Here is a 20,502-nt window from a genome sequence, read left to right as displayed (position 1 = left end):
GAGCCGCTCGGAACGCCGATGCGCCAAATCTGGAAATCCTTTCGAGCACTGTATTTCGCCTCGCTGATGATGTTGATCGGCTCGGGCCTTCTATCCACTTATCTGGCATTGCGTCTGGCCGCTGACAATGTCGACGGCCTCTGGGTCGGCGCGCTGATGGCGGCCAACTATTTCGGTCTGGTGCTGGGTGGCAAGATCGGTCACCGACTGATTGCCCGGGTCGGGCACATCCGTGCTTATTCGGCCTGTGCCGGGATCGTCGGGGCGGCGGTGCTTGGCCACGGTCTGGTCGATTGGCTGCCGGCGTGGCTGGTGCTGCGGACCATCGTCGGTCTGGGCATGATGTGCCAATACATGGTGATCGAGAGCTGGCTCAACGAACAGGCGGACGCCAATCAGCGTGGCCTGGTGTTCAGCGGCTACATGATCGCTTCGTACCTGGGCCTGGTCCTCGGCCAACTGATTCTGGTCATGCATCCGGGCCTGGGGCTGGAACTGCTGATGCTGGTCGCGCTGTGTTTCGCCCTGTGTCTGGTGCCCGTGGCATTGACGCGGCGGATTCACCCGGCGCCACTGCATCCGGCGCCGATGGAGCCACGCTTCTTTATCAAGCGCGTACCGCAGTCGTTGAGTACGGTGCTGGGTGCCGGTTTGATCATCGGCTCGTTTTACGGTCTGGCACCGCTGTACGCCTCGCAACAAGGGCTATCGACCGAGCAGGTTGGTCTGTTCATGGGTAGCTGCATCTTTGCCGGTTTATTGGTGCAGTGGCCGTTGGGCTGGTTGTCCGATCGTTATGACCGGGCGCTGCTGATTCGCTGCTTTGCCGGGTTTTTGGCGGTGGCGGCGTTGCCGTTGGCCGTGCTGCCGCAGGTTCCGCTGGAGGTGTTGTTCGGGGTTGGTTTCCTGTGTTCACTGGTGCAGTTCTGTCTGTACCCACTGGCAGTGGCATTCTCCAACGACCACGTCGAAGGCGATCGTCGCGTGTCGCTGACCGCGATGCTGCTGGTGACTTATGGTGTCGGTGCGAGCATCGGACCGTTGCTTGCGGGCGTGTTGATGAAGCTGTTTGGCAGCCAGAGCCTGTATGCGTTCTTCAGCTTCTTCGCGTTGGTGCTGGTGTGGCGGATCCGGCCGAAAGCGGTGACCAATCTGCATCAGGTCGACGACGCGCCGCTGCATCACGTGGCCATGCCGGACAGCATGTCCAGCTCACCGCTGGTGGCGGCCCTCGATCCTCGGGTAGACGAGCAGGTGGTGCAGGAGCAGATGGTGCAGGATCCGGTGCAGACGCCGGCGAGTCCCGAGCCTGAAGCTGATACTCCGTCAGAGCCTGCGGCAGAAGTCGAATCGGATACCGATAAACCCGCGCCTGATCTCAGCGGCGGTAGACCCTGAACTGAACAAAAAACATCGCGCATAAAAAAGGGCAGTCCCGCCAAGGACTGCCCTTTTTATTGGCCGTGCGAATCAGAGATCGTCTTTGTCGAAACGGCGTGCTTCACGTTGCAACTGATACACGAAACGCTCAACGTTGCGCGCAGCCTGGCCACTGATGTTGTGGAAACGCAGACCGGCAAAGGTGATGTTGAGTTTTTCTTCGAAATGCAGATAGCGCAATTCGACGGAGATCGGCTGGTTGCCGAACAGCGGCGGGGCGATCAAGCGGTCATAAACCTGGCCCAATTGCAGGCGGTCGGTGATATCACCTTCGAAACGCAGCTTGCAGCCGGTCGCGGAGATATCCAGCAGTTTGCCGTTGATTGGCGCCTTGAGTTTTTCGCCGCCCAGTTCAACGCTGACCAGATCGGTCAGTTTTAGTGCCGCACGGAAGGCATTGCGGCGCTGGTGGTAAACCACTTCAGTCGGCAGTGCGCCGGTGTAGAAACGATCACCCTCGGACTCTTCGATATTCAGCGTGCCGGTGCATTCCCAGGCGATGCGCACGCCTTCATGAAAACCTTCAACCTTGAATGGCTCACCGGCCTGCAGGAAGCGTTCGCCATCACGCGGGATCATCTCGTCCAGTGCGATCGTAGCGCTGTCGCGGTCGACTTTGATCAGATAGCTCTGGAAGCGCTGGCTGCGCTCATGAAAGGTGATGATCAGCGGATCGTGGCTTTCTTGCAGCTGGCGCAGGTTGCTGGAGATTTCCAGTGGCGTGGTAAGCACCTTAGGGGGCTGCGGAGCATCATCCGCGCTGAGGGCGTTGGACACGGTTTATCAATCTCCAGACAAAATATGACGACTAGCCAGCATTTTGCCAGCATGTTTCGCGGGTTGATAGAGCTGGCGCATCAACGGCTCATGCCTGGCTGAGCGGACGCGGTGTGGCGGGTTTGGCAAATGTACCGCTGGCGTTATACAGCGCCGGCGCTTCACCGCCGGTGAGGATCTTCAGCTGATTGGCCGTGGCGGCCTGCTGGATCTGGATCGACTGGCCGTTCTTGACGTTGGCGGCCTGGCATTGAGCAATCAGATCGGTCAATGCATCGCCTTGCGCCAACAACTGCTCGCCAATGCTCGACTGGCCAGCCAGTTGCTCCAGACCGCTGCGGTCTGTCGGCAAGTTGAGGCTGGCGAGGATTTCGCTGCGTTTGCGGCCATGCTGTTCAAGCAGAATGATCAATGCCTGTTTATGCGCCAGAATTTCTTCCAGCAAGGGCATGTCGCGACCGTGCAACGCGAGGGATTCGGTTTGCAGCAACTCCAGCAATTGTTGAGCTGGAGCAAAGTCGTCGTTGATCAATTGCAATAAATTAGTGTCGTGCATGGCTGGCCTTGGGTTTTAAGCGTCCAAAAGCCTGGCGCCGGCAAAAGCCTAGCGCTGGGCTTCGAAGTTGAGCAGTTTGCTGGCTACACGGTTGCTGTCGACTTTATAGCTGCCATCGGCAATCGCGGCTTTCAACTCGGCCACACGGGCTTTGTCGACAGCAGGTTGATCGCGCAGCTTGTCAGTGACCTTCTGCAACTGTTGAGCCTCATTGCTGAGGTGTACCGATTCCCCGCTTTTTGCGGTACTGGCCGGTTCGGCCTGGGTATTCAGCGGCGCGGAGGTACCGGTTTCGGCGGTTTCCTTGGCGTTGCTGGTACGTGTACTGCCCGTAAGTGACGAGGAGCTGTTCAAACGGCTGAAATCGATGACCATGATAAAAACCTCTGGGAATTTGGACGCTTGCCATGTTTTCGGCCATCCCCTGGAAAACTTTAGGCACATTTACAATGAGCCTTGCATGCGCCGGCGCGTGTCCTGCTGCGGCACAGTTTAGGGAACAGCCGGGGTCAGCGCCAGTTTTCTACATCGCCACTTCCACTTGGCCGGGCGCGGTGACTTGCGCCTTGATGACCCTTTGCGAGTTGAGGTTTTTCACCCGGATCTGTTCTTTCAAACCGCCATTGGCCAGCGCTTCACCGGGCATGCGCACGGCGAGTGTGCCGCTGCGGGCAGTGATGACCACTTGATCACCCTTGCGAATGACTTCCGCCTGTTCCAGATGGACCAGAGTAATGACCTGATCGGCTACCGTTGGTCGGGTTAATTTCTGCCCGATCGCTTCGTCTACCGAGGTCAGAAAGCCTTGGTTGATCGTGCTCACGTCGCGTTCACGCAGGGTCACGTCCTGTGGTTCGATGATCCCTGCACGTTTCAGCGGTCGGGTGGTTGTCACAATCTCGCGAAACAGGCGGACTTGAGCGGGCACGAACACAGTCCAGGGCGAGGCGCCCTCACAACGGACCTTCACGGTAACCCGGCCCAGCGGACGTGCCGGACTCTCCAAAGTCGCTGTCAATTCCTTGTCGCACATAGGCATGCGCATACGGGGGTCGAGCTGGTTTACTTCGATCTCGTAGCGGCCTTCCGTTTGACTGGTGGCCAGATAGTCTTCTACGGTGAACTCAAGAAAGCCCTGAGTGACGCCGATAAGCATGTCAGGCAAGGTAACCGCATCAGCAATGGCAGGGCTGCCAGCGAAAAAGCAGCAGACGGCGGACATCGCGCAAAGGCTTTTGCGAGCGCGGGAGGTCAGGTGTCGGAAAAATGTCGTTTGAGCGTTCATACGAGTTAAAAAGCAAGCGCCGTGCCGTTTAGCAATGAATGTGCGTCGCAACAACACTTGGCGTTGGTGTAGGAGTCTGGGCATGGCTGGTGTAATGGATTCGGTGAACCAGCGCACGCAACTGGTGGGGCAGAATCGCCTGGAGCTGTTGTTGTTCCGTCTTGACGGTCAGCAGCTCTACGGAATCAACGTGTTCAAGGTGCGGGAAGTGTTGCAGTGCCCGTCGCTGACGTTGATGCCCAAGTCCAGTCCTGTCGTGTGCGGGGTGGCAAATATCCGGGGGGCGACCATTCCGATCCTTGATCTGGCAATGGCCACCGGTTCCGGAGCGTTGAAGGACAAGAACAACCCGTTCGTGATCATCACGGAGTACAACACCAAGACCCAGGGTTTCCTGGTCCGCTCGGTGGAGCGCATCGTCAACATGAACTGGGAAGAGATTCATCCACCGCCCAAGGGCACGGGTCGCGATCACTACCTGACCGCTGTGACTCGGGTGGACAATCAGTTAGTCGAAATCATCGACGTCGAGAAAGTGCTGGCGGAAGTTGCGCCGACACCGGAAGCGATTTCGGTGGGCGTGGTCGATGTCGAGACCCAGACCAAGGCACTGTCATTGCGTGTCTTGACGGTCGATGACTCGTCGGTGGCGCGCAAGCAGGTCACGCGTTGTCTGCAGACAATCGGGGTCGAAGTGGTGGCGCTGAACGACGGCAAACAGGCGCTGGATTACCTGCGCAAGCTGGTCGATGAGGGCAAGAAGCCGGAAGAAGAGTTCCTGATGATGATTTCCGACATCGAGATGCCGGAGATGGACGGGTACACCCTGACGGCGGAAATCCGCGGCGACGCACGCATGCAAAAGCTTCATATCATCCTGCATACTTCGTTGTCGGGGGTATTCAATCAGGCGATGGTCAAGAAAGTCGGTGCAGATGACTTTTTGGCCAAATTCCGTCCTGATGACCTCGCATCCCGGGTAGTCGACCGGATCAAAGCAGCAGATATCAGCTAGGAGCGTTTTGCTCCTGGCGGTCAACACGATTTAAGAGGCGGCATCATTGTCTACGGGTAATTTGGATTTCGAACAGTTCCGGGTCTTCCTGGAAAAAGCCTGTGGCATTCTGCTCGGTGAAAACAAGCAGTACCTGGTCTCGAGCCGTCTCAACAAACTGATGGAGCAGCAAGGCATCAAATCCCTGGGTGAGCTGGTTCAGCGCATCCAGACCCAGCCGCGCAGCGGTTTGCGCGAGCAGGTGGTCGATGCCATGACGACCAACGAAACCCTGTGGTTTCGTGACACCTATCCGTTTGAAGTCTTGAAGAACAAGGTGCTGCCTGAAGCGATCAAGGCCAGCCCCAACCAGCGCTTGCGGATCTGGTCAGCGGCGTGCTCGTCGGGCCAGGAACCGTACTCGCTGTCGATGTCGATCGACGAGTTCGAGCGGACCAACCTTGGTCAACTGAAGATGGGCGTGCAGATTGTTGCCACTGATCTGTCCGGCCTTATGCTGACCAACTGCAAGACCGGCGAGTACGACAGTCTGGCCATCGGTCGTGGTTTGTCGCCGGAACGCCTGCAGCGTTACTTCGACCCGAAAGGGCCGGGCCGCTGGGTGATCAAGGCGCCGATCAAGAACCGGGTAGAGTTCCGTTCGTTCAACCTGCTCGACAGCTATGCCGCGCTGGGCAAGTTCGACATCGTGTTCTGCCGCAACGTGTTGATCTACTTCTCTGCCGAAGTGAAGAAAGACATCCTGTTGCGCATTCACAGCACGTTGAAGCCGGGCGGTTATCTGTTCCTTGGCGCTTCCGAAGCGTTGAACGGTTTGCCGGATCATTACCAGATGGTGCAGTGCAGCCCGGGGATTATTTACCAGGCTAAATGATTGCAGCGGTAATACAAAAAAACGGGAAGCCTTAAGGCCTCCCGTTTTTTTATGCCCCAATTATTTTATTTCCCACGAACACCACACCCCCCCCTGTGGGAGCGAGCCTGCTCGCGAAAGCGGTCTGTCAGTAAAACAGTTGGCGACTGACACGCCGCCTTCGCGAGCAGGCTCGCTCCCACAGGGGATCTGCGTTGACCTGGCAAGGACGGCAAGCGGCAGAAAAGCGGCATCCGGCGGATACCGGTTGCCGCTTTTCTGGCATTGCCGCTTTGCCGATGCCCCGCAAAGCCCCGGTTTATGGGTGTTTTGCCGTTTGGCACGGCGCTTGCTAAAGCTCAGTTACGAAAAACCGGTCACCTGAAGGTTCCCGACATGAGCATCAGCTTCGATAAAGCGCTCGGCATTCACGAAAAGGCATTGGGCTTCCGCGCCCAGCGTGCCGAAGTGCTGGCCAACAACATCGCCAACGCCGACACCCCGAACTACAAGGCTCGGGATCTGGATTTCTCCAAAGTGCTTGAAGCACAGACCCAGAAAAACGCTAACGGCACCATCGCCCTGAACATGACCAACAGCCGTCACATCGAAGCTGAAGGCCTGGGCAATGGCGACGAATCGCTGATGTATCGCACGCCGATGCAACCGTCGATCGACCAGAACACCGTGGACGCTCAACTGGAACAGTCGAACTACGCGGAAAACGCCGTCGGCTTCCAGGCCAGCTTCACCCTGCTCAACAGCAAATTCAAAGGGCTGGTGTCAGCCCTGCGCGGAGAGTAATCCATGTCCCTGTCCAGCGTTTTCAACATTGCCGGCAGCGGCATGAGCGCACAAACCACGCGTCTGAACACCGTGGCGTCGAACATCGCCAACGCCGAAACCGTCTCGTCGAGCATCGACCAGACCTATCGCGCCCGTCACCCGGTGTTCGCCACCATGTTCCAGGGCGGCCAGAACAGCGGCAGCAATTCACTGTTCCAGAGCCAGGACGCGGCCGGTCAGGGCGTACAGGTGCTCGGTGTGGTCGAAGACCAGAGCAACCTCGAAGCGCGCTACGAGCCGAACCATCCGGCGGCCGACGCCAAAGGCTACGTCTACTACCCGAACGTCAACGTGGTGGAAGAAATGGCTGACATGATTTCCGCGAGCCGCTCGTTCCAGACCAACGCCGAAATGATGAACACCGCCAAAACCATGATGCAGAAGGTACTGACCCTCGGTCAGTAATAAGGGGCGACTGCCATGAGTGTTTCCGATACCACCAGCAGCCTGAGCATGAATGACATCCTGGCGAACTCGTCGAAAAAGACCAGTTCGACCACCGGTGGCATTGCTTCGGCGACCAACAGCGCCACCGGCGGCCAGGCACTGGGCAAGGATGCGTTCCTGCAATTGCTGGTCACCCAGCTGAAAAACCAGAACCCGCTTGATCCGCAGGACAACAGTGCCTTCGTTGCGCAGTTGGCACAGTTCAGCAGCCTTGAGGGGATCACCACCCTCAACAGCACTGTCAGCTCGCTGGCCGGCAACTACAACTCCTCGCAGGCGTTGCAGGCTTCGTCGCTGGTGGGCCGCAATGTGATCGTGCAGACCAACTCGGTTCAGCTCGACGATCCGAGCAAAGGCATGACCGGCTCGGTCACCGTTCCGTCGTCGATTGCCGGCGGCACCGTCAGCATCACCGACAGCAGCGGCACGGTGGTTCGCACCATCGATCTGGGCAGTCGCGCCGCAGGCAGCGCGAGCTTCACCTGGGACGGCAAGGACAAGGACGGCAATCTGGTCAAGACCGGTACCTATACCGTCAAGGCCAACGCATCGATCAATGGCACCTCGACCGACATGGCGACCTACCTGCCGGCCACCGTCACCAGCGTGACGATCAGCCAGACCGGCGGCGAGCTGATGCTCAACCTGTCCGGCAAGGGCACCGTTGCCCTGTCCAAAGTACAAACCATTGGTATATAGAGCCGACTAACCGGCACAAAGGAGTGGAATATGTCTTTCAATATCGGCCTTAGCGGTCTCTATGCAGCCAACAAACAACTGGACGTGACCGGCAACAACATCGCCAACGTCGCGACCGCCGGTTTCAAATCGTCCCGTGCAGAATTCGAAGACGTTTACTCGTCGACTCGCCTGGGCAGCGGCAGCAAAGTGATCGGCAATGGTGTGCGTCTGGCCAACGTTTCCCAGCAGTTCACCCAAGGTGACATCAACAACACCGGCAACGTGTTGGACATGGGCATCAACGGTTCCGGTTTCTTCACCATGAGCAACAATGGCTCGGTGTCCTACACCCGTGCCGGTACGTTCAAGGTCGACAACGCCGGTTACATTACCAACACCGACTACACCTCGCGTCTGCAAGGTTATGGTGTGGATGCCAACGGTAAGATCGTCAATGGTGTGTTGACCGACCTCAAGATCGACACTTCAAACCTGGCGCCTAAGTCCACCTCGCTGGTGACCTCGACCATCAACCTGAACTCGACTGCGCCAGTGATCGACGACACAGTGGCCGCCGGCAAGTTCGATCCGAGCAACCTCGCGACCTACACCAAATCGTTCAGCACGCCGATCTATGACAGCCAGGGCAACATGCACCCCATGGATCAGTACGTGGTGAAAACCGGTGCCAACACCTGGAAGGTCTATACCCTGGTGGACGGTCGTAACCCGGATGCAACGGGCAGTGATCCAAAAGTCACTGCGCCGGTGCCTTCCACCATGACCTTTGACTCCGCTGGCAAGCTGACGCAGGTCAGCACCCTGCCTGGCCCGGTGATCAGCAGTGACCTGAAGCTCACGGGTTGGGTGCCGGGTAATGTCGTCAATGGTACGTTCAAGGCTAATGGTGCGGCCGCGAACCCGGCAGGTATCACCATTTCGATGGCTCAGACCACCCAGTACAACGCTGACACTGCGCGTTCGATCCCGACGCAGGATGGTTACGCCACTGGCCAGATCACCAACCTGACCATCGACGGCACCGGTACGCTGTTCGCCAACTTCAGCAACAACCAGAGCAAGGCTATTGGCCAGGTCGCACTGGCGAGTTTCACCAACGAACAAGGCTTGCAGGCAGTCGGCGGCACTAGCTGGAAGGAGACTTTCGCTTCGGGTATTCCGGGCTACGATGCGCCGAAAACCGGTACGTTGGGTGAGGTGGTTTCCAACTCGCTGGAAGAGTCGAACGTTAATCTGACCAACGAGCTGGTAGACCTGATCAAGGGCCAGAGCAACTATCAGGCGAACGCCAAGACCATCTCGACTCAGAGCACCATCATGCAGACCATCATTCAGATGACCTGATTCTGGTATCTGCTTGTGCAAGGAAGCCCCTCTTTTGAGGGGCTTTTTTGTTGGGCTTTTTTTGGGGGGGGGCTGTTTTGATTGGGTGTATATCCGTTGCTTCGGGTGCTGCGGCTGGCGGTTCGCTCTTACAGCGACTCACTCCGACCAATCTCCGATTGCACACTCCCAATCCCACTGTGGGAGCGAGCTTGCTCGCGAAGGCGACCTGAGAGCCAGGCAGCCTCTGCCAGATGTACTCAACTTCTGTAAGCGCTGCCGAAGGTAAACGGCGCCCAAAAGAAAACCCCCGACACACCAGAAGTCTGTCGGGGGGTTTATTTTGCCTGGAAGAATCAGGCGTCTCGCAACGCCTGATTCAGCTCAGCTTATTGGCAAGCTTCGCAATCCGGCTCGTCGATCGCGCAAGCCTTTGGCACTGGAGCAGGACCGGCAGGTGCTGCCAGAACCGAATCGTCGCCGTGGTTGCCGCCGCTGGAAACAGCGTTCAGCTTGCCGGTGTTGATGGTCGACTTCTCGGTGCTGGTCGCGGCCAGGGCACGGAGGTAGTAAGTGGTTTTCAGGCCACGGTACCAGGCCATGCGGTAGGTCACGTCGAGCTTCTTGCCCGATGCGCCGGCGATGTACAGGTTCAGCGACTGGGCCTGGTCGATCCACTTCTGACGACGGCTGGCGGCGTCAACGATCCACTTGGTGTCCACTTCGAACGCGGTCGCATAAAGCTCTTTGAGTTCTTGCGGGATGCGCTCGATCTGCTGAACCGAACCGTCGTAGTACTTCAGGTCGTTGATCATGACCGAGTCCCACAGACCGCGAGCTTTCAGGTCGCGAACCAGGTACGGGTTGATCACGGTGAATTCGCCCGACAGGTTCGATTTCACATACAGGTTCTGGTAGGTCGGTTCGATCGACTGCGAGACGCCGGTGATGTTGGCGATGGTCGCGGTCGGTGCGATGGCCATGATGTTCGAGTTACGAATACCTTTCTGTACACGGGCGCGAACCGGTGCCCAGTCGAGGGTTTCGTTCAGGTCGACATCGATGTACTTCTGGCCACGGGCTTCGATCAGGATCTGTTGCGAATCCAGCGGCAGGATGCCTTTGGACCACAGCGAACCCTGGAATGTCTCGTACGCGCCACGCTCGTCAGCCAGGTCGCAGGACGCCTGGATCGCGTAGTAGCTGACCGCTTCCATCGACTTGTCGGCGAACTCGACGGCAGCGTCGGAACCGTAAGGGATGTGCTGCAGGTACAGCGCGTCCTGGAAGCCCATGATGCCCAGACCGACCGGACGGTGCTTGAAGTTGGAGTTCTTCGCTTGTGGCACCGAGTAGTAGTTGATGTCGATCACGTTATCGAGCATGCGTACAGCGGTGTTCACGGTACGTTGCAGCTTGGCGGTGTCCAGCTTGCCGTCAACGATGTGGTTCGGCAGGTTGATCGAGCCCAGGTTGCAAACGGCGATCTCGTCCTTGTTGGTGTTCAAGGTGATTTCGGTGCACAGGTTCGAGCTGTGAACCACGCCGACGTGCTGCTGCGGGCTGCGCAGGTTGCACGGGTCTTTGAAGGTCAGCCATGGGTGGCCGGTTTCAAACAGCATGGAGAGCATTTTGCGCCACAGGTCTTTGGCCTGGATGGTCTTGAACAGTTTGACCTTGCCTGGGTATTCGGTCAGCGCTTCGTAGTACTCGTAGCGCTCTTCGAAGGCTTTGCCGGTCAGGTCGTGCAGGTCCGGTACTTCGGATGGCGAGAACAGGGTCCACTTGCCGTCATCGAAAACACGCTTCATGAACAGGTCAGGGATCCAGTTGGCGGTGTTCATGTCGTGGGTACGACGACGATCATCACCGGTGTTCTTGCGCAGTTCGATGAACTCTTCGATGTCCATGTGCCAGGTTTCCAGGTAGGCACAGACAGCGCCTTTGCGCTTGCCACCCTGGTTAACGGCTACAGCGGTGTCGTTCACCACTTTGAGGAACGGCACAACGCCTTGCGACTTGCCGTTGGTGCCCTTGATGTACGAACCCAGAGCGCGAACAGGCGTCCAGTCGTTGCCCAGGCCACCGGCGAATTTCGACAACATGGCGTTGTCGTGGATCGCGTGGTAGATGCCCGACAGGTCATCCGGCACGGTGGTCAGGTAGCAGCTCGACAGCTGTGGACGCAGGGTACCGGCGTTGAACAGGGTCGGGGTCGACGACATGTAGTCGAAGGAAGACAGCAGGTTGTAGAACTCGATCGCACGGTCTTCTTTCTGCTTCTCTTCGATCGCCAGGCCCATGGCCACGCGCATGAAGAAGATCTGCGGCAGTTCGAAACGCACGCCATCCTTGTGGATGAAGTAACGGTCGTACAGGGTTTGCAGGCCCAGGTAGGTGAATTGCTGATCACGCTCGTGGTTGATCGCCTTGCCCAGTTTTTCCAGGTCGAAGGAAGCCAGCACAGGGTTCAGCAGTTCGAACTCGATACCTTTGGCGATGTAAGCCGGCAGTGCCTTGGCGTACAGGTCGGCCATTTCGTGGTGAGTGGCGCTTTCGGCCACACCGAGGAAACCCAGACCTTCGGCACGCAGGGTGTCCATCAGCAGGCGGGCAGTCACGAACGAGTAGTTCGGCTCACGCTCGACCAGGGTACGGGCGGTCATCACCAGGGCGGTGTTGACGTCGGTCAGGGCCACGCCGTCGTACAGGTTTTTCAGGGTTTCGCGCTGGATCAGGTCGCCGTCGACTTCTTCCAGACCTTCGCAGGCCTCGGTGACGATGGTGTTCAGGCGGCCCATGTCGAGCGGCGCCAGGCTGCCGTCGGCACGGGTAATGCGGATCGACGGGTGAGCGTTGACCGCTTCTTCGGCCGGCGCGTGGGCAGCACGTTCTTTCGAACGACCGTCACGGTAGATCACGTAGTCGCGAGCGACTTTCTGCTCACCGGCACGCATCAGGGCCAGTTCGACCTGGTCCTGGATTTCTTCGATGTGGATGGTGCCACCCGACGGCATGCGACGCTTGAAGGTCGCGGTGACCTGTTCGGTCAGACGGGCAACGGTGTCATGGATTCGCGACGAAGCGGCAGCGGTGCCGCCTTCAACTGCGAGGAACGCTTTGGTGATAGCGACGGTGATCTTGTCATCGGTGTAAGGAACGACAGTGCCATTGCGCTTGATCACGCGCAGTTGACCAGGCGCGGTGGCTGCCAGATCCGAATTCGAATCAGCGGCCTGCGGCAAGGTGCCCTGCGGGTTCTCGCGAGTTGTGTCGGTTTGCATGGGGGGTGGTCTCCACATTCTCTATGTTTGTTTGGGCACCATCATGGTGCCCACCGTTCTGTCCAGAAGCACTACAGCCGACGGGCGTCGGGTATAACAACTTCGGGACAGTAGGAAAAAAGGCTGATGAAGCCGCATCCTTGCCGAAGTTTTTGGCTACGAGCCAGGGCTCGAGCCGGATTCCTTCCCGGGTGACAGTAATGACTGCAACACCCGTACCGTTCTCGCCGCTGCGAGGTAAAAAACGGTGCCATCCGCAAGTGCGGTTTGGGCTTTGAAAAACTTGCTGGGTTCAACCGGAAACAGGCAATAAATCGCTTGAGTTTCAGGTCTGAAATGTGGTTGGGCGTTTAAGCGGAAAACCCTATATGTGGGGTCTCTCCCTGCGCCGTGCTACAAGATAATGCGTTTCACGGGTGCTTGCAACGTACTAGCTGTGGATAAACCTGTGCGTAAATTGTGTAAGAAATCCGGAATTCGCGTGTAGGCCGCGAACCTGCTGAGCTAGACCGTCTGTCACTGTTTTTTCACCGGGAAAAACGCTTCAGCGGATTTTTAAGGGCGCGAACCCTATCACAAAAAACTGCCTTGTCCGAACGCATTTACCGACTTGTGTTCTGGCTGGACGCCGTTTATACAATCGGCCCATGCGCAGGCATTCTTATCCTCCAGAAACATGACAAAAGGACGGGAGGATCACGCTGAATATCGCGTACCCCTGTAGGAGCTGCCGAAGGCTGCGATCTTTTGATCCTGATCTTGAAAAGCAAGATCAAAAGATCGCAGCCTCGTTTCACTCGACAGCTCCTACAGGGGATTGTGTGTCCGGGCAATCGCCTTCCTTTTATTAATAACAATAGAAAGCAGAGGTCACCGGTGGAGCAACAAGCCTTTGAGGTATTGATCGTCGAGGATGACCAGCGGCTGGCCGAATTGACGCGCGACTACCTGCAAGCCAATGGACTGCGCGTGAATATCGAAGGCAACGGGGCGCTGGCGGCGGCGCGGATCATCAAGGAGCAGCCGGATCTGGTGATCCTCGATCTGATGCTGCCGGGCGAAGATGGCCTGAGCATCTGTCGCAAGGTGCGCAATCAGTATGACGGGCCGATTCTGATGCTCACCGCACGCACTGACGATGCCGATCAGATTCAGGGCCTCGACCTCGGTGCCGACGATTACGTGTGCAAACCGGTGCGCCCACGGCTGTTGCTGGCGCGCATTCAAGCGTTGCTGCGCCGTAGCGATACACCTGAACCGCTCGCCGAAAAATCCCGCCGTCTGCAATTTGGCCCGCTGGTGGTCGACAACGCCTTGCGCGAAGCGTGGCTGAGCGACAACGGCATCGAGCTGACCAGCGCCGAATTCGATCTGCTCTGGCTGCTGGTGTCCAACGCCGGGCGGATTCTGTCCCGCGAAGAAATCTTCACTGCACTGCGCGGCATCGGCTATGACGGTCAGGACCGTTCGATTGATGTGCGCATCTCGCGCATCCGCCCGAAAATCGGCGACGACCCCGACCATCCACGCCTGATCAAGACCATTCGCAGCAAAGGTTATCTGTTCGTTCCTGAAGCCTGCGTAGATCTGCCGCTGTGAACTCGATCTTCCTGCGTATCTACGGCGGCATGTGCGCAGCGCTGATTCTGGTGGCGGTGCTCGGCGTGCTGGCGCTGAATCTGCTCAATCAGGTGCGCAGCGAGCAGTATCGCGAGCGGCTGGCACACGGCACGTTCTCGCTGATGGCCGGCAACCTGCAACCGATGAATGAAACCGAGCGCCATCGCGCGTTGCTGGTGTGGGAGCGTTTGCTGGGGATTCCGCTGGCGCTGAAGAAGTTCGCCGAGACCGATCTCGATCTGACCCAGCGCACCCGCGTGCAACGGGGGCAGGCGTTGGTCGAGCAGACCGGTCCGCACGCAGCGAAGGTTTACCGGATGGTCAGCGACAAGGAACAGCTCGTACTGGTGGGTGAAGTTCAGCAAATCAGCGAGCAACTGGCCCGCGCAACCATTTACCTGCTGGCCGATGAACTGGTGCGCGTGCCGGTCGCCGAGCAACCCAAGCGCCTCGCACAGATAAAGGACGAGAAGGGCTTCGGTTTCGATTTGCGCCTGGTCACGGTGAATGACGCCGACATGGACGAAGACCAGAGCCGCCGCGTGGCCGAAGGCGACACGGTGATGGCGCTGGGCAAGGGCGGCGATTCGATCCGCGTGTTTGCCGGCATGGTCGGCACGCCGTGGGTGCTGGAAATCGGGCCGCTGTATCAGATGAACCCGTATCCGCCGGAATGGCTGGTGCTGATTGCGGCACTCGGCCTGACCCTGATCGGCCTCATTGTTTATCTGTTGGTGCGCCAGCTCGAACGCCGTTTACGCGGCCTCGAAGCGGCGGCCACGCGCATTGCCAAGGGCAGCCTGGAAACTCGTGTGCCGGCGCGCGGTGCCGACTCGGTCGGGCGTCTGGCGGCGGCGTTCAACGGCATGGCCGAGCACTTGCAGCAGCTACTGGCAATCCAGCGCGAACTGGTGCGTGCGGTCTCTCATGAACTTCGCACGCCGGTGGCGCGTCTGCGTTTCGGTCTGGAAATGATTGGCTCGGCGACCACCCCGCAAGCGCTGGAGAAATACCGCGAAGGCATGGATCACGACATCGAAGACCTCGATAAGCTGGTCGATGAAATGCTCACCTATGCGCGACTGGAGCAGGGTTCGCCGGCGCTGACGTTCCAGCGCATCGATCTGGATGCGCTGGTCAATCAGGTGATTGAAGAGCTGGCGCCGTTGCGCGCCGAAGTCACCGTGCAGCGGGGATTGTGCCTGTCTGCCGCCGATAACGATGATGCCTGGGTCGAGGCCGAGCCGCGTTATCTGCACCGGGCATTGCAGAATCTGGTGAGCAACGCCATGCGCCACGCACGCTCGAAGGTGACGGTGAGTTATCAGGTCGGGCAATTGCGCTGTCGCGTGGATGTCGAAGATGACGGCCCGGGCGTGCCGGAAGTAGCGTGGGAGCGGATTTTCACGCCGTTTCTACGCCTGGATGACAGCCGTACGCGGGCGTCGGGCGGGCATGGCCTGGGCTTGTCGATTGTGCGACGGATCATTCACTGGCATGACGGCCGGGCGATCATTGGCAAGAGCAAGAGTCTGGGTGGGGCTTGCTTTAGCCTGAGTTGGCCGAGGAATCAGGAACGCCGTTGAGTCTTGTGTTGGTTCGGCAGGCCTCATCGCGAGCAGGCTCACTCCTACAGGGGAACGCATTTCAAATGTAGGAGTGAGCCTGCTCGCGAAAGCGCGAGCGCCCGCAACACAAATCTTCAGGCTTTGATGCTGACCAGACTCAACAACTGCCCATCCCGCACCCCGAACTGCGCCTCCAGTTCAACGCCGTTACGCCACTCGGCCGACAAGTCCGCCAACAGCCGTAACCTCACTTGACCCGCTTCAGTCCACTCCAGCACTTCAGCGTGCTCGAAATAAAAGCGCTTCTGCACAATCGGGTACAGCGCTTTGAACAGACTTTCCTTCACCGAAAACGTCAGCGTCACCCACAGCGCCAACTGATCCCGCGAGGCGGCCGTCATGCGTTGCATTTCAGGTGGCGTCAGAATCTCCCCAGCCAGCCGCTCGGCACGTTCGGTGTCGAGCAGGTTTTCCAGATCCATGCCCAAACCGCGCCAGTGCCTTTTGTTGGCGACAATCGCTGCCGCGCGTCCGGTGCTGTGCGTGATTGAGCCGCAGATATGCGCGGGCCATATCGGCGCGCGGTCTTCACCAATCGCTGGCACAACGCTGCTGCCTTCCAGTTGCTGCAACGCTGCACGGGCGCAAATCCGCCCGGCGAGGAATTCCGCCTGACGTTTGGCCACCGAGCGCTGAATGCTTGGCGGGGCAACGACGGCGCTGCGCTGGAAATCATCGCCGAGCAGTTGTGCCGGATCGAAATGGGTGCTGAGCAGCACGGTATCAGGCAACACCGTCGGCAACGGCCAGTGGCTGTCGAGCGCGGTGCAGCAGGCGGGGAGGGCGGGGGTGAGATTCATGGCGGGCATTTTGCCGGTTAGTCGAGACAAGGTCGAGATGATCGTTCCCACGCTCTGCGTGGGAATGCCTCAATGGACGCTCTGCGTTCGCTTTGGGACGCAGAGCCTCCCGGGCTGCGTTCCCACGCGGAGCGTGGGAACGATCAGGTGCGGAGGGGTCAGCTAAAGATTTTCTGCAAGAACGCTTTCATGTCCGCCCAGGATTTTTCATCCGCTGCCTTGTTGTACCCGATGTCCGGGCCACCGTGCTCGCCATGGCTCAGGCGATCGGCATCCGGATTGGTAAATCCGTGCTTGGCGCCGTCGAGGCTGACGAACTTATAGTCAGCGCCAGCCTTGTCCATTTCCGTCTTGAACGCCGTGACATTGTCTGGAGTGACCATGCTGTCCAGCGCACCGTGTTCGACCAGAATCTTCGCCTTCACACTGCCGGGTGTCGCCGGGGTCTTGGTCGCCAGCGCGCCGTGGAAACTCACCACACCTGCCAGCGGCTCTCCTTGTCGCGCGGCGTTGAGCACCACGCCGCCGCCGAAGCAGTAACCGATGGCGGCGATTTTGTTGACGTCGGTCTGCGCCTGCTTCTTCAGCAAATTCAGCCCGGCCTCAAAGCGCTTGCTGGAAGCCGCCGCATCCTGAGTCGCCGCCTGCATGAACGCCATCGCGTCTTTCGGATGCTCGGTGTTCTTGCCTTCGCCGTACATGTCGATCGCCAACGCGCTGTAGCCAAGTGCGGCGAGATCGCGTGCGCGGCGTTTGGCGTAATCGTTCAGGCCCCACCATTCGTGCACCACGACGACACCCGGGCGTTTGCCTTGGATGGCGTCGTCGTAGGCGTAGTAGCCGATCAGTTTCGTGCCGTCGGCGCTCTGATAGGGGATTTCTTCAGTCTTGATCGCAGCCTGAGTGAGGCTGCTGACAGCCAGCAAAGTAAGGGCGAGGAACAGGCGCATGGTCGGGTCTCCTGACAATAAAGGGTCAAAACAGCCTAGTTCATTTGGTTCAGGTCAGGTTCAGAGACGGTTCAGGGGCGGTACAGGGGGAGGTCAGTAACCTTGCGCCATACCCAAACAGCACTGTGAAAGAGGAAATACCCATGACTTTTAACAAACTGTTGCTGGCATTGACCGTAATGAGCGCCAGTATCGCGGCCCAGGCTGACACCACTTCGAATTTCGCCGGCCTATCCTTCGGCCAGACCAGCGACAAGATTGACAAGTCCCACGCACTGAACAACAACCTCGACCACCCGAACGCCACCGGCGCCATCGACGGTAACAACACCTACGGCGTACGCCTCGGTCAGCAAAACAGCCAGGGTCGCTACTACGCCACCTACGACAACGTGTCGGGCTCGCACAATGGCATTAAACTGCGTCAGGAAAACCTGCTGGGCAGCTACGATCTGTTCTACCCGGTAGGCGGCAGCACCAAGTTGTTCGGTGGCGCGACGGCGGGTTTGACCAAGCTGACTCAGGAATCGCCAGGCTTTAGCCGCGACAGTGATATCGGTTACGCCGTCGGTGGTCAGCTCGGTGTGTTGCAACAAGTATCGCAAAACACTTCGGTCGAACTCGGTTACCGTTACCTGCGCAGCAATGCCAGCACCGAGATGAGCGAACGCGGTGGCAGCAAGCAAGGTTCGCTGGATTTGACCAGCAGCGCGCAGACTTACCTGTCGGCTAACTACAATTTCTAAGGAGTTGCCAGCAGGTTCAATGTGGGAGCGAGCCTGCTCGCGAAAGTGCCGGTTCAGTCGATGAGATGTCGATTGAACCATCGCCTTCGCGAGCAGGCTCGCTCCCACAGGTGTGTGACTGGAGATTCTGATTTATCCGGGAGAGTGTTATGAAACTGTTGGTCGTCGAAGATGAAGCGCTGTTGCGCCATCACCTGCAAACCCGCCTGACGGAAAGTGGCCACGTGGTCGAGTCCGTGGCCAATGCCGAAGAGGCGCTGTACCAGACCGGACAGTTCAACTTCGACCTGGCGGTGATCGATCTCGGCCTGCCGGGCATGGGCGGTCTCGACCTGATTCGCCAATTGCGCGCGGCGGGCAAGACCTTCCCGATCCTGATCCTCACCGCGCGCGGCAACTGGCAGGACAAGGTCGAAGGCCTCGCCGCCGGCGCCGACGATTACGTGGTCAAGCCGTTCCAGTTCGAAGAACTCGACGCGCGCCTGAACGCCTTGCTGCGCCGCTCCAGCGGTTTCACCCAGTCGACCATCGTCGCCGGGCCGCTGCTGCTCGACCTCAATCGCAAACAGGCGAGCCTCGACGAGCAACCGCTGGCGCTGACCGCCTACGAGTACCGCATCCTCGAATACCTCATGCGCCATCACCAGCAAGTGGTGCCCAAGGATCGCTTGATGGAGCAGCTCTACCCGGACGACGACGAGCGCGATCCAAATGTCATCGAAGTGCTGGTCGGCCGTCTGCGCCGAAAACTCGAAGGCCCGGCCGGGTTCAAGCCGATCGACACCGTGCGCGGCCTCGGCTACCTGTTCAATGAGCGCTGCACTTGATTCGTTCCCTTCGCGTTCGCTTGATGCTCGCCGCCACCACGTTGGCGGTATTGTTCATGCTTGCCTTGCTGCCGGCGATGCAAGGCGCGTTCAGCCTCGCCTTGCAGGATTCCATTGAGCAGCGGCTGGCCTCGGACGTGACCACGCTGATCTCGGCCGCGCGCATTGAAAACGGTCGGCTGGTGATGCCGACGCAACTGCCGGATGAGCGCTTCAATCTCACCGACTTCCGTTTGCTCGGCTACATCTACGACCGCGAAGGGCATCTGGTGTGGCGCTCGAAAGCCACCCAGGAAGAGCAGATCAACTATAAGCCGCGCTATGACGGCCTCGGTAACGAGTTCGCGCGGATTCGTGAAACCAACGGCCAGGAATTCTTCGTCTACGACGTTGAAGTGAAATTGCTCGGCGGCAAAAGCGCGGCGTTCAGCATCGTCGCCCTGCAACCGGTGCGCGAGTACGAAACCACCCTCGAAGGCCTGCGTGAAAATCTCTATCTGGGCTTCGGCGCTGCGTTACTCGTGTTGCTGGCGCTGTTGTGGATCGGCCTGACCTGGGGCCTCAAAGCCTTGCGCCGGCTCAGTCAGGAACTCGACGAAATCGAAGGCGGCACCCGTGAAAGCCTCACCGAACAACATCCACGCGAACTGCTGCGCCTGACCGGCTCGCTCAACCGTTTGCTGCACAGCGAGCGCCAGCAGCGCAGTCGTTATCGCGATTCCCTCGATGACTTGGCGCACAGCCTGAAAACCCCGTTGGCGGTGTTGCAAGGTGTCAGCGAAGACATGGCCCAGCGTCCCGAAGAGCGCGATCAGGCCTGGGTGCTGCAAAGCCAGATCGAACGCATGAGCCAGCAGATCAGCTATCAACTGCAACGGGCCAGCTTGCGCAAAAGCGGACTGGTGCGACATCAGGTGCGCCTGCAACCGGTGCTGAAAAGCCTCTGCGACACCCTCGACAAGGTGTATCGCGATAAGCATGTGCGCGTGGCATTCGATCTGCCTGAGCACTGCTATGTGCCGATCGAGCAGGGCGCGTTGCTGGAGATGATGGGCAACTTGCTGGAAAACGCCTATCGCCTGTGCCTGGGCGAGGTGCGCATCAGCGTGCGTGAGACTCTGGCCGGGATTGAACTGTGCGTCGAAGACGACGGCCCGGGCGTGCCGCCGGATCAGCGTGCGCGGATTCTCGAGCGTGGCGAGCGGCTGGATGCCCAGCATCCGGGGCAGGGGATCGGGTTGGCGGTGGTCAAGGACATTATCGAAAGCTACAACGCCAAACTGGCGCTGGGTGATTCGCCGATGGGTGGGGCGGCGTTCAGGATTCATTTTCCGGCGGTATAACGAGGATAACCGTCTGTCGGAAATCAGACCTTACCTGTCAGATGTGACAGTTGTCAGTCG

General features: G+C 58.9%; 19 protein-coding genes. 12 read left to right on the top strand and 7 right to left on the bottom strand.

The features are described from left to right. Positions 1–18 precede the first annotated feature (18 nt). Positions 19–1,398 carry an MFS transporter gene (locus ACOYXH_RS18015; RefSeq protein WP_095051112.1) on the top strand — a complete coding sequence of 460 codons (1,380 nt, stop codon included), beginning with the start codon at positions 19–21 and terminating at the stop codon, positions 1,396–1,398. A 72-nt stretch (positions 1,399–1,470) separates the two neighbouring features. Here the strand turns inward: ACOYXH_RS18015 and ACOYXH_RS18010 are convergent, their stop codons facing one another. The 4 genes from ACOYXH_RS18010 to flgA form a co-directional block, all read right to left on the bottom strand. Beyond that, complete coding sequence (locus ACOYXH_RS18010) at positions 1,471–2,217, bottom strand: flagellar brake protein (RefSeq protein WP_093442101.1); 747 nt, start codon at positions 2,215–2,217, stop codon at positions 1,471–1,473. Positions 2,218–2,305: 88 nt separating this feature from the next. Continuing rightward, positions 2,306–2,773, bottom strand: a complete 468-nt coding sequence (locus ACOYXH_RS18005) for a flagella synthesis protein FlgN (protein ID WP_095051111.1) — start codon at positions 2,771–2,773, stop codon at positions 2,306–2,308. Positions 2,774–2,821: 48 nt separating this feature from the next. Next, complete coding sequence (gene flgM, locus ACOYXH_RS18000; protein WP_077574151.1) at positions 2,822–3,148, bottom strand: flagellar biosynthesis anti-sigma factor FlgM; 327 nt, start codon at positions 3,146–3,148, stop codon at positions 2,822–2,824. Between the two features lie 148 nt (positions 3,149–3,296). After that, positions 3,297–4,058 carry a flagellar basal body P-ring formation chaperone FlgA gene (flgA, locus tag ACOYXH_RS17995; RefSeq protein ID WP_026000512.1) on the bottom strand — a complete coding sequence of 254 codons (762 nt, stop codon included), beginning with the start codon at positions 4,056–4,058 and terminating at the stop codon, positions 3,297–3,299. Positions 4,059–4,140: 82 nt separating this feature from the next. Here flgA and ACOYXH_RS17990 point away from each other — a divergent pair, with 82 nt between their 5' ends. The 6 genes from ACOYXH_RS17990 to flgE all read left to right on the top strand — a co-directional run bounded on the left by ACOYXH_RS17990 (position 4,141) and on the right by flgE (position 9,265). Then, positions 4,141–5,073 (top strand): chemotaxis protein CheV, encoded by a 933-nt coding sequence (locus ACOYXH_RS17990; protein WP_007917585.1) that lies wholly within the window; start codon positions 4,141–4,143, stop codon positions 5,071–5,073. Positions 5,074–5,119: 46 nt separating this feature from the next. Next, a complete protein-coding gene (cheR, locus tag ACOYXH_RS17985; protein ID WP_016983976.1) occupies positions 5,120–5,947 on the top strand; it encodes a protein-glutamate O-methyltransferase CheR in 828 nt (275 codons plus the stop codon). Between the two features lie 375 nt (positions 5,948–6,322). Next, a complete protein-coding gene (flgB, locus tag ACOYXH_RS17980; protein WP_007917581.1) occupies positions 6,323–6,730 on the top strand; it encodes a flagellar basal body rod protein FlgB in 408 nt (135 codons plus the stop codon). A gap of 3 nt (positions 6,731–6,733) precedes the next feature. Beyond that, a complete protein-coding gene (flgC, locus tag ACOYXH_RS17975) occupies positions 6,734–7,177 on the top strand; it encodes a flagellar basal body rod protein FlgC (protein WP_003227217.1) in 444 nt (147 codons plus the stop codon). A gap of 15 nt (positions 7,178–7,192) precedes the next feature. Beyond that, positions 7,193–7,918, top strand: a complete 726-nt coding sequence (gene flgD / locus ACOYXH_RS17970) for a flagellar hook assembly protein FlgD (RefSeq protein ID WP_095051110.1) — start codon at positions 7,193–7,195, stop codon at positions 7,916–7,918. A 30-nt stretch (positions 7,919–7,948) separates the two neighbouring features. Next, positions 7,949–9,265 carry a flagellar hook protein FlgE gene (gene flgE, locus ACOYXH_RS17965; protein ID WP_095051109.1) on the top strand — a complete coding sequence of 439 codons (1,317 nt, stop codon included), beginning with the start codon at positions 7,949–7,951 and terminating at the stop codon, positions 9,263–9,265. A gap of 368 nt (positions 9,266–9,633) precedes the next feature. Here flgE and ACOYXH_RS17960 read toward each other — a convergent pair whose 3' ends face one another. Further along, on the bottom strand, positions 9,634–12,528 hold the full coding sequence (locus ACOYXH_RS17960; RefSeq protein WP_095051108.1) for a ribonucleoside-diphosphate reductase subunit alpha: 2,895 nt from the start codon (positions 12,526–12,528) through the stop codon (positions 9,634–9,636). A gap of 876 nt (positions 12,529–13,404) precedes the next feature. Here ACOYXH_RS17960 and ACOYXH_RS17955 point away from each other — a divergent pair. Together ACOYXH_RS17955 and ACOYXH_RS17950 are read left to right on the top strand one after the other, a co-directional pair. Further along, positions 13,405–14,127, top strand: a complete 723-nt coding sequence (locus tag ACOYXH_RS17955; RefSeq protein ID WP_095051107.1) for a response regulator — start codon at positions 13,405–13,407, stop codon at positions 14,125–14,127. Continuing rightward, the gene (locus ACOYXH_RS17950; RefSeq protein ID WP_095051106.1) at positions 14,124–15,734 is read left to right on the top strand and encodes an ATP-binding protein; all 1,611 of its coding nucleotides are present in this window, start codon (positions 14,124–14,126) and stop codon (positions 15,732–15,734) included. Before ACOYXH_RS17955 ends, ACOYXH_RS17950 begins: the two co-directional genes overlap by 4 nt. A gap of 116 nt (positions 15,735–15,850) precedes the next feature. On the opposite strand, the gene ACOYXH_RS17945 is transcribed toward ACOYXH_RS17950, so the two are convergent. Together ACOYXH_RS17945 and ACOYXH_RS17940 are read right to left on the bottom strand one after the other, a co-directional pair. Continuing rightward, on the bottom strand, positions 15,851–16,576 hold the full coding sequence (locus ACOYXH_RS17945; RefSeq protein ID WP_095051116.1) for a 4'-phosphopantetheinyl transferase family protein: 726 nt from the start codon (positions 16,574–16,576) through the stop codon (positions 15,851–15,853). Positions 16,577–16,734: 158 nt separating this feature from the next. Next, complete coding sequence (locus tag ACOYXH_RS17940; RefSeq protein WP_095051105.1) at positions 16,735–17,526, bottom strand: dienelactone hydrolase family protein; 792 nt, start codon at positions 17,524–17,526, stop codon at positions 16,735–16,737. Positions 17,527–17,669: 143 nt separating this feature from the next. Between ACOYXH_RS17940 and ACOYXH_RS17935 the strand changes: the two genes are divergently transcribed. The 3 genes from ACOYXH_RS17935 (at position 17,670) to ACOYXH_RS17925 (ending at position 20,442) form a co-directional block, all read left to right on the top strand. After that, complete coding sequence (locus ACOYXH_RS17935) at positions 17,670–18,272, top strand: porin family protein (protein ID WP_095051104.1); 603 nt, start codon at positions 17,670–17,672, stop codon at positions 18,270–18,272. Positions 18,273–18,421: 149 nt separating this feature from the next. Next, positions 18,422–19,099: a response regulator transcription factor gene (locus tag ACOYXH_RS17930; RefSeq protein ID WP_093442145.1), complete on the top strand. Its 678-nt coding sequence runs from the start codon at positions 18,422–18,424 to the stop codon at positions 19,097–19,099. Then, positions 19,096–20,442, top strand: coding sequence for an ATP-binding protein (locus ACOYXH_RS17925; protein ID WP_095051103.1), 1,347 nt, complete (start codon positions 19,096–19,098; stop codon positions 20,440–20,442). The genes ACOYXH_RS17930 and ACOYXH_RS17925 overlap by 4 nt, the downstream gene beginning before the upstream one ends. Positions 20,443–20,502: the final 60 nt, after the last annotated feature.

This window comes from Pseudomonas sp. Mb7, assembly GCF_054790525.1.
Note: the sequence above shows the minus strand (reverse complement) of the source record. Positions and strands in the feature narration are given on the sequence as shown.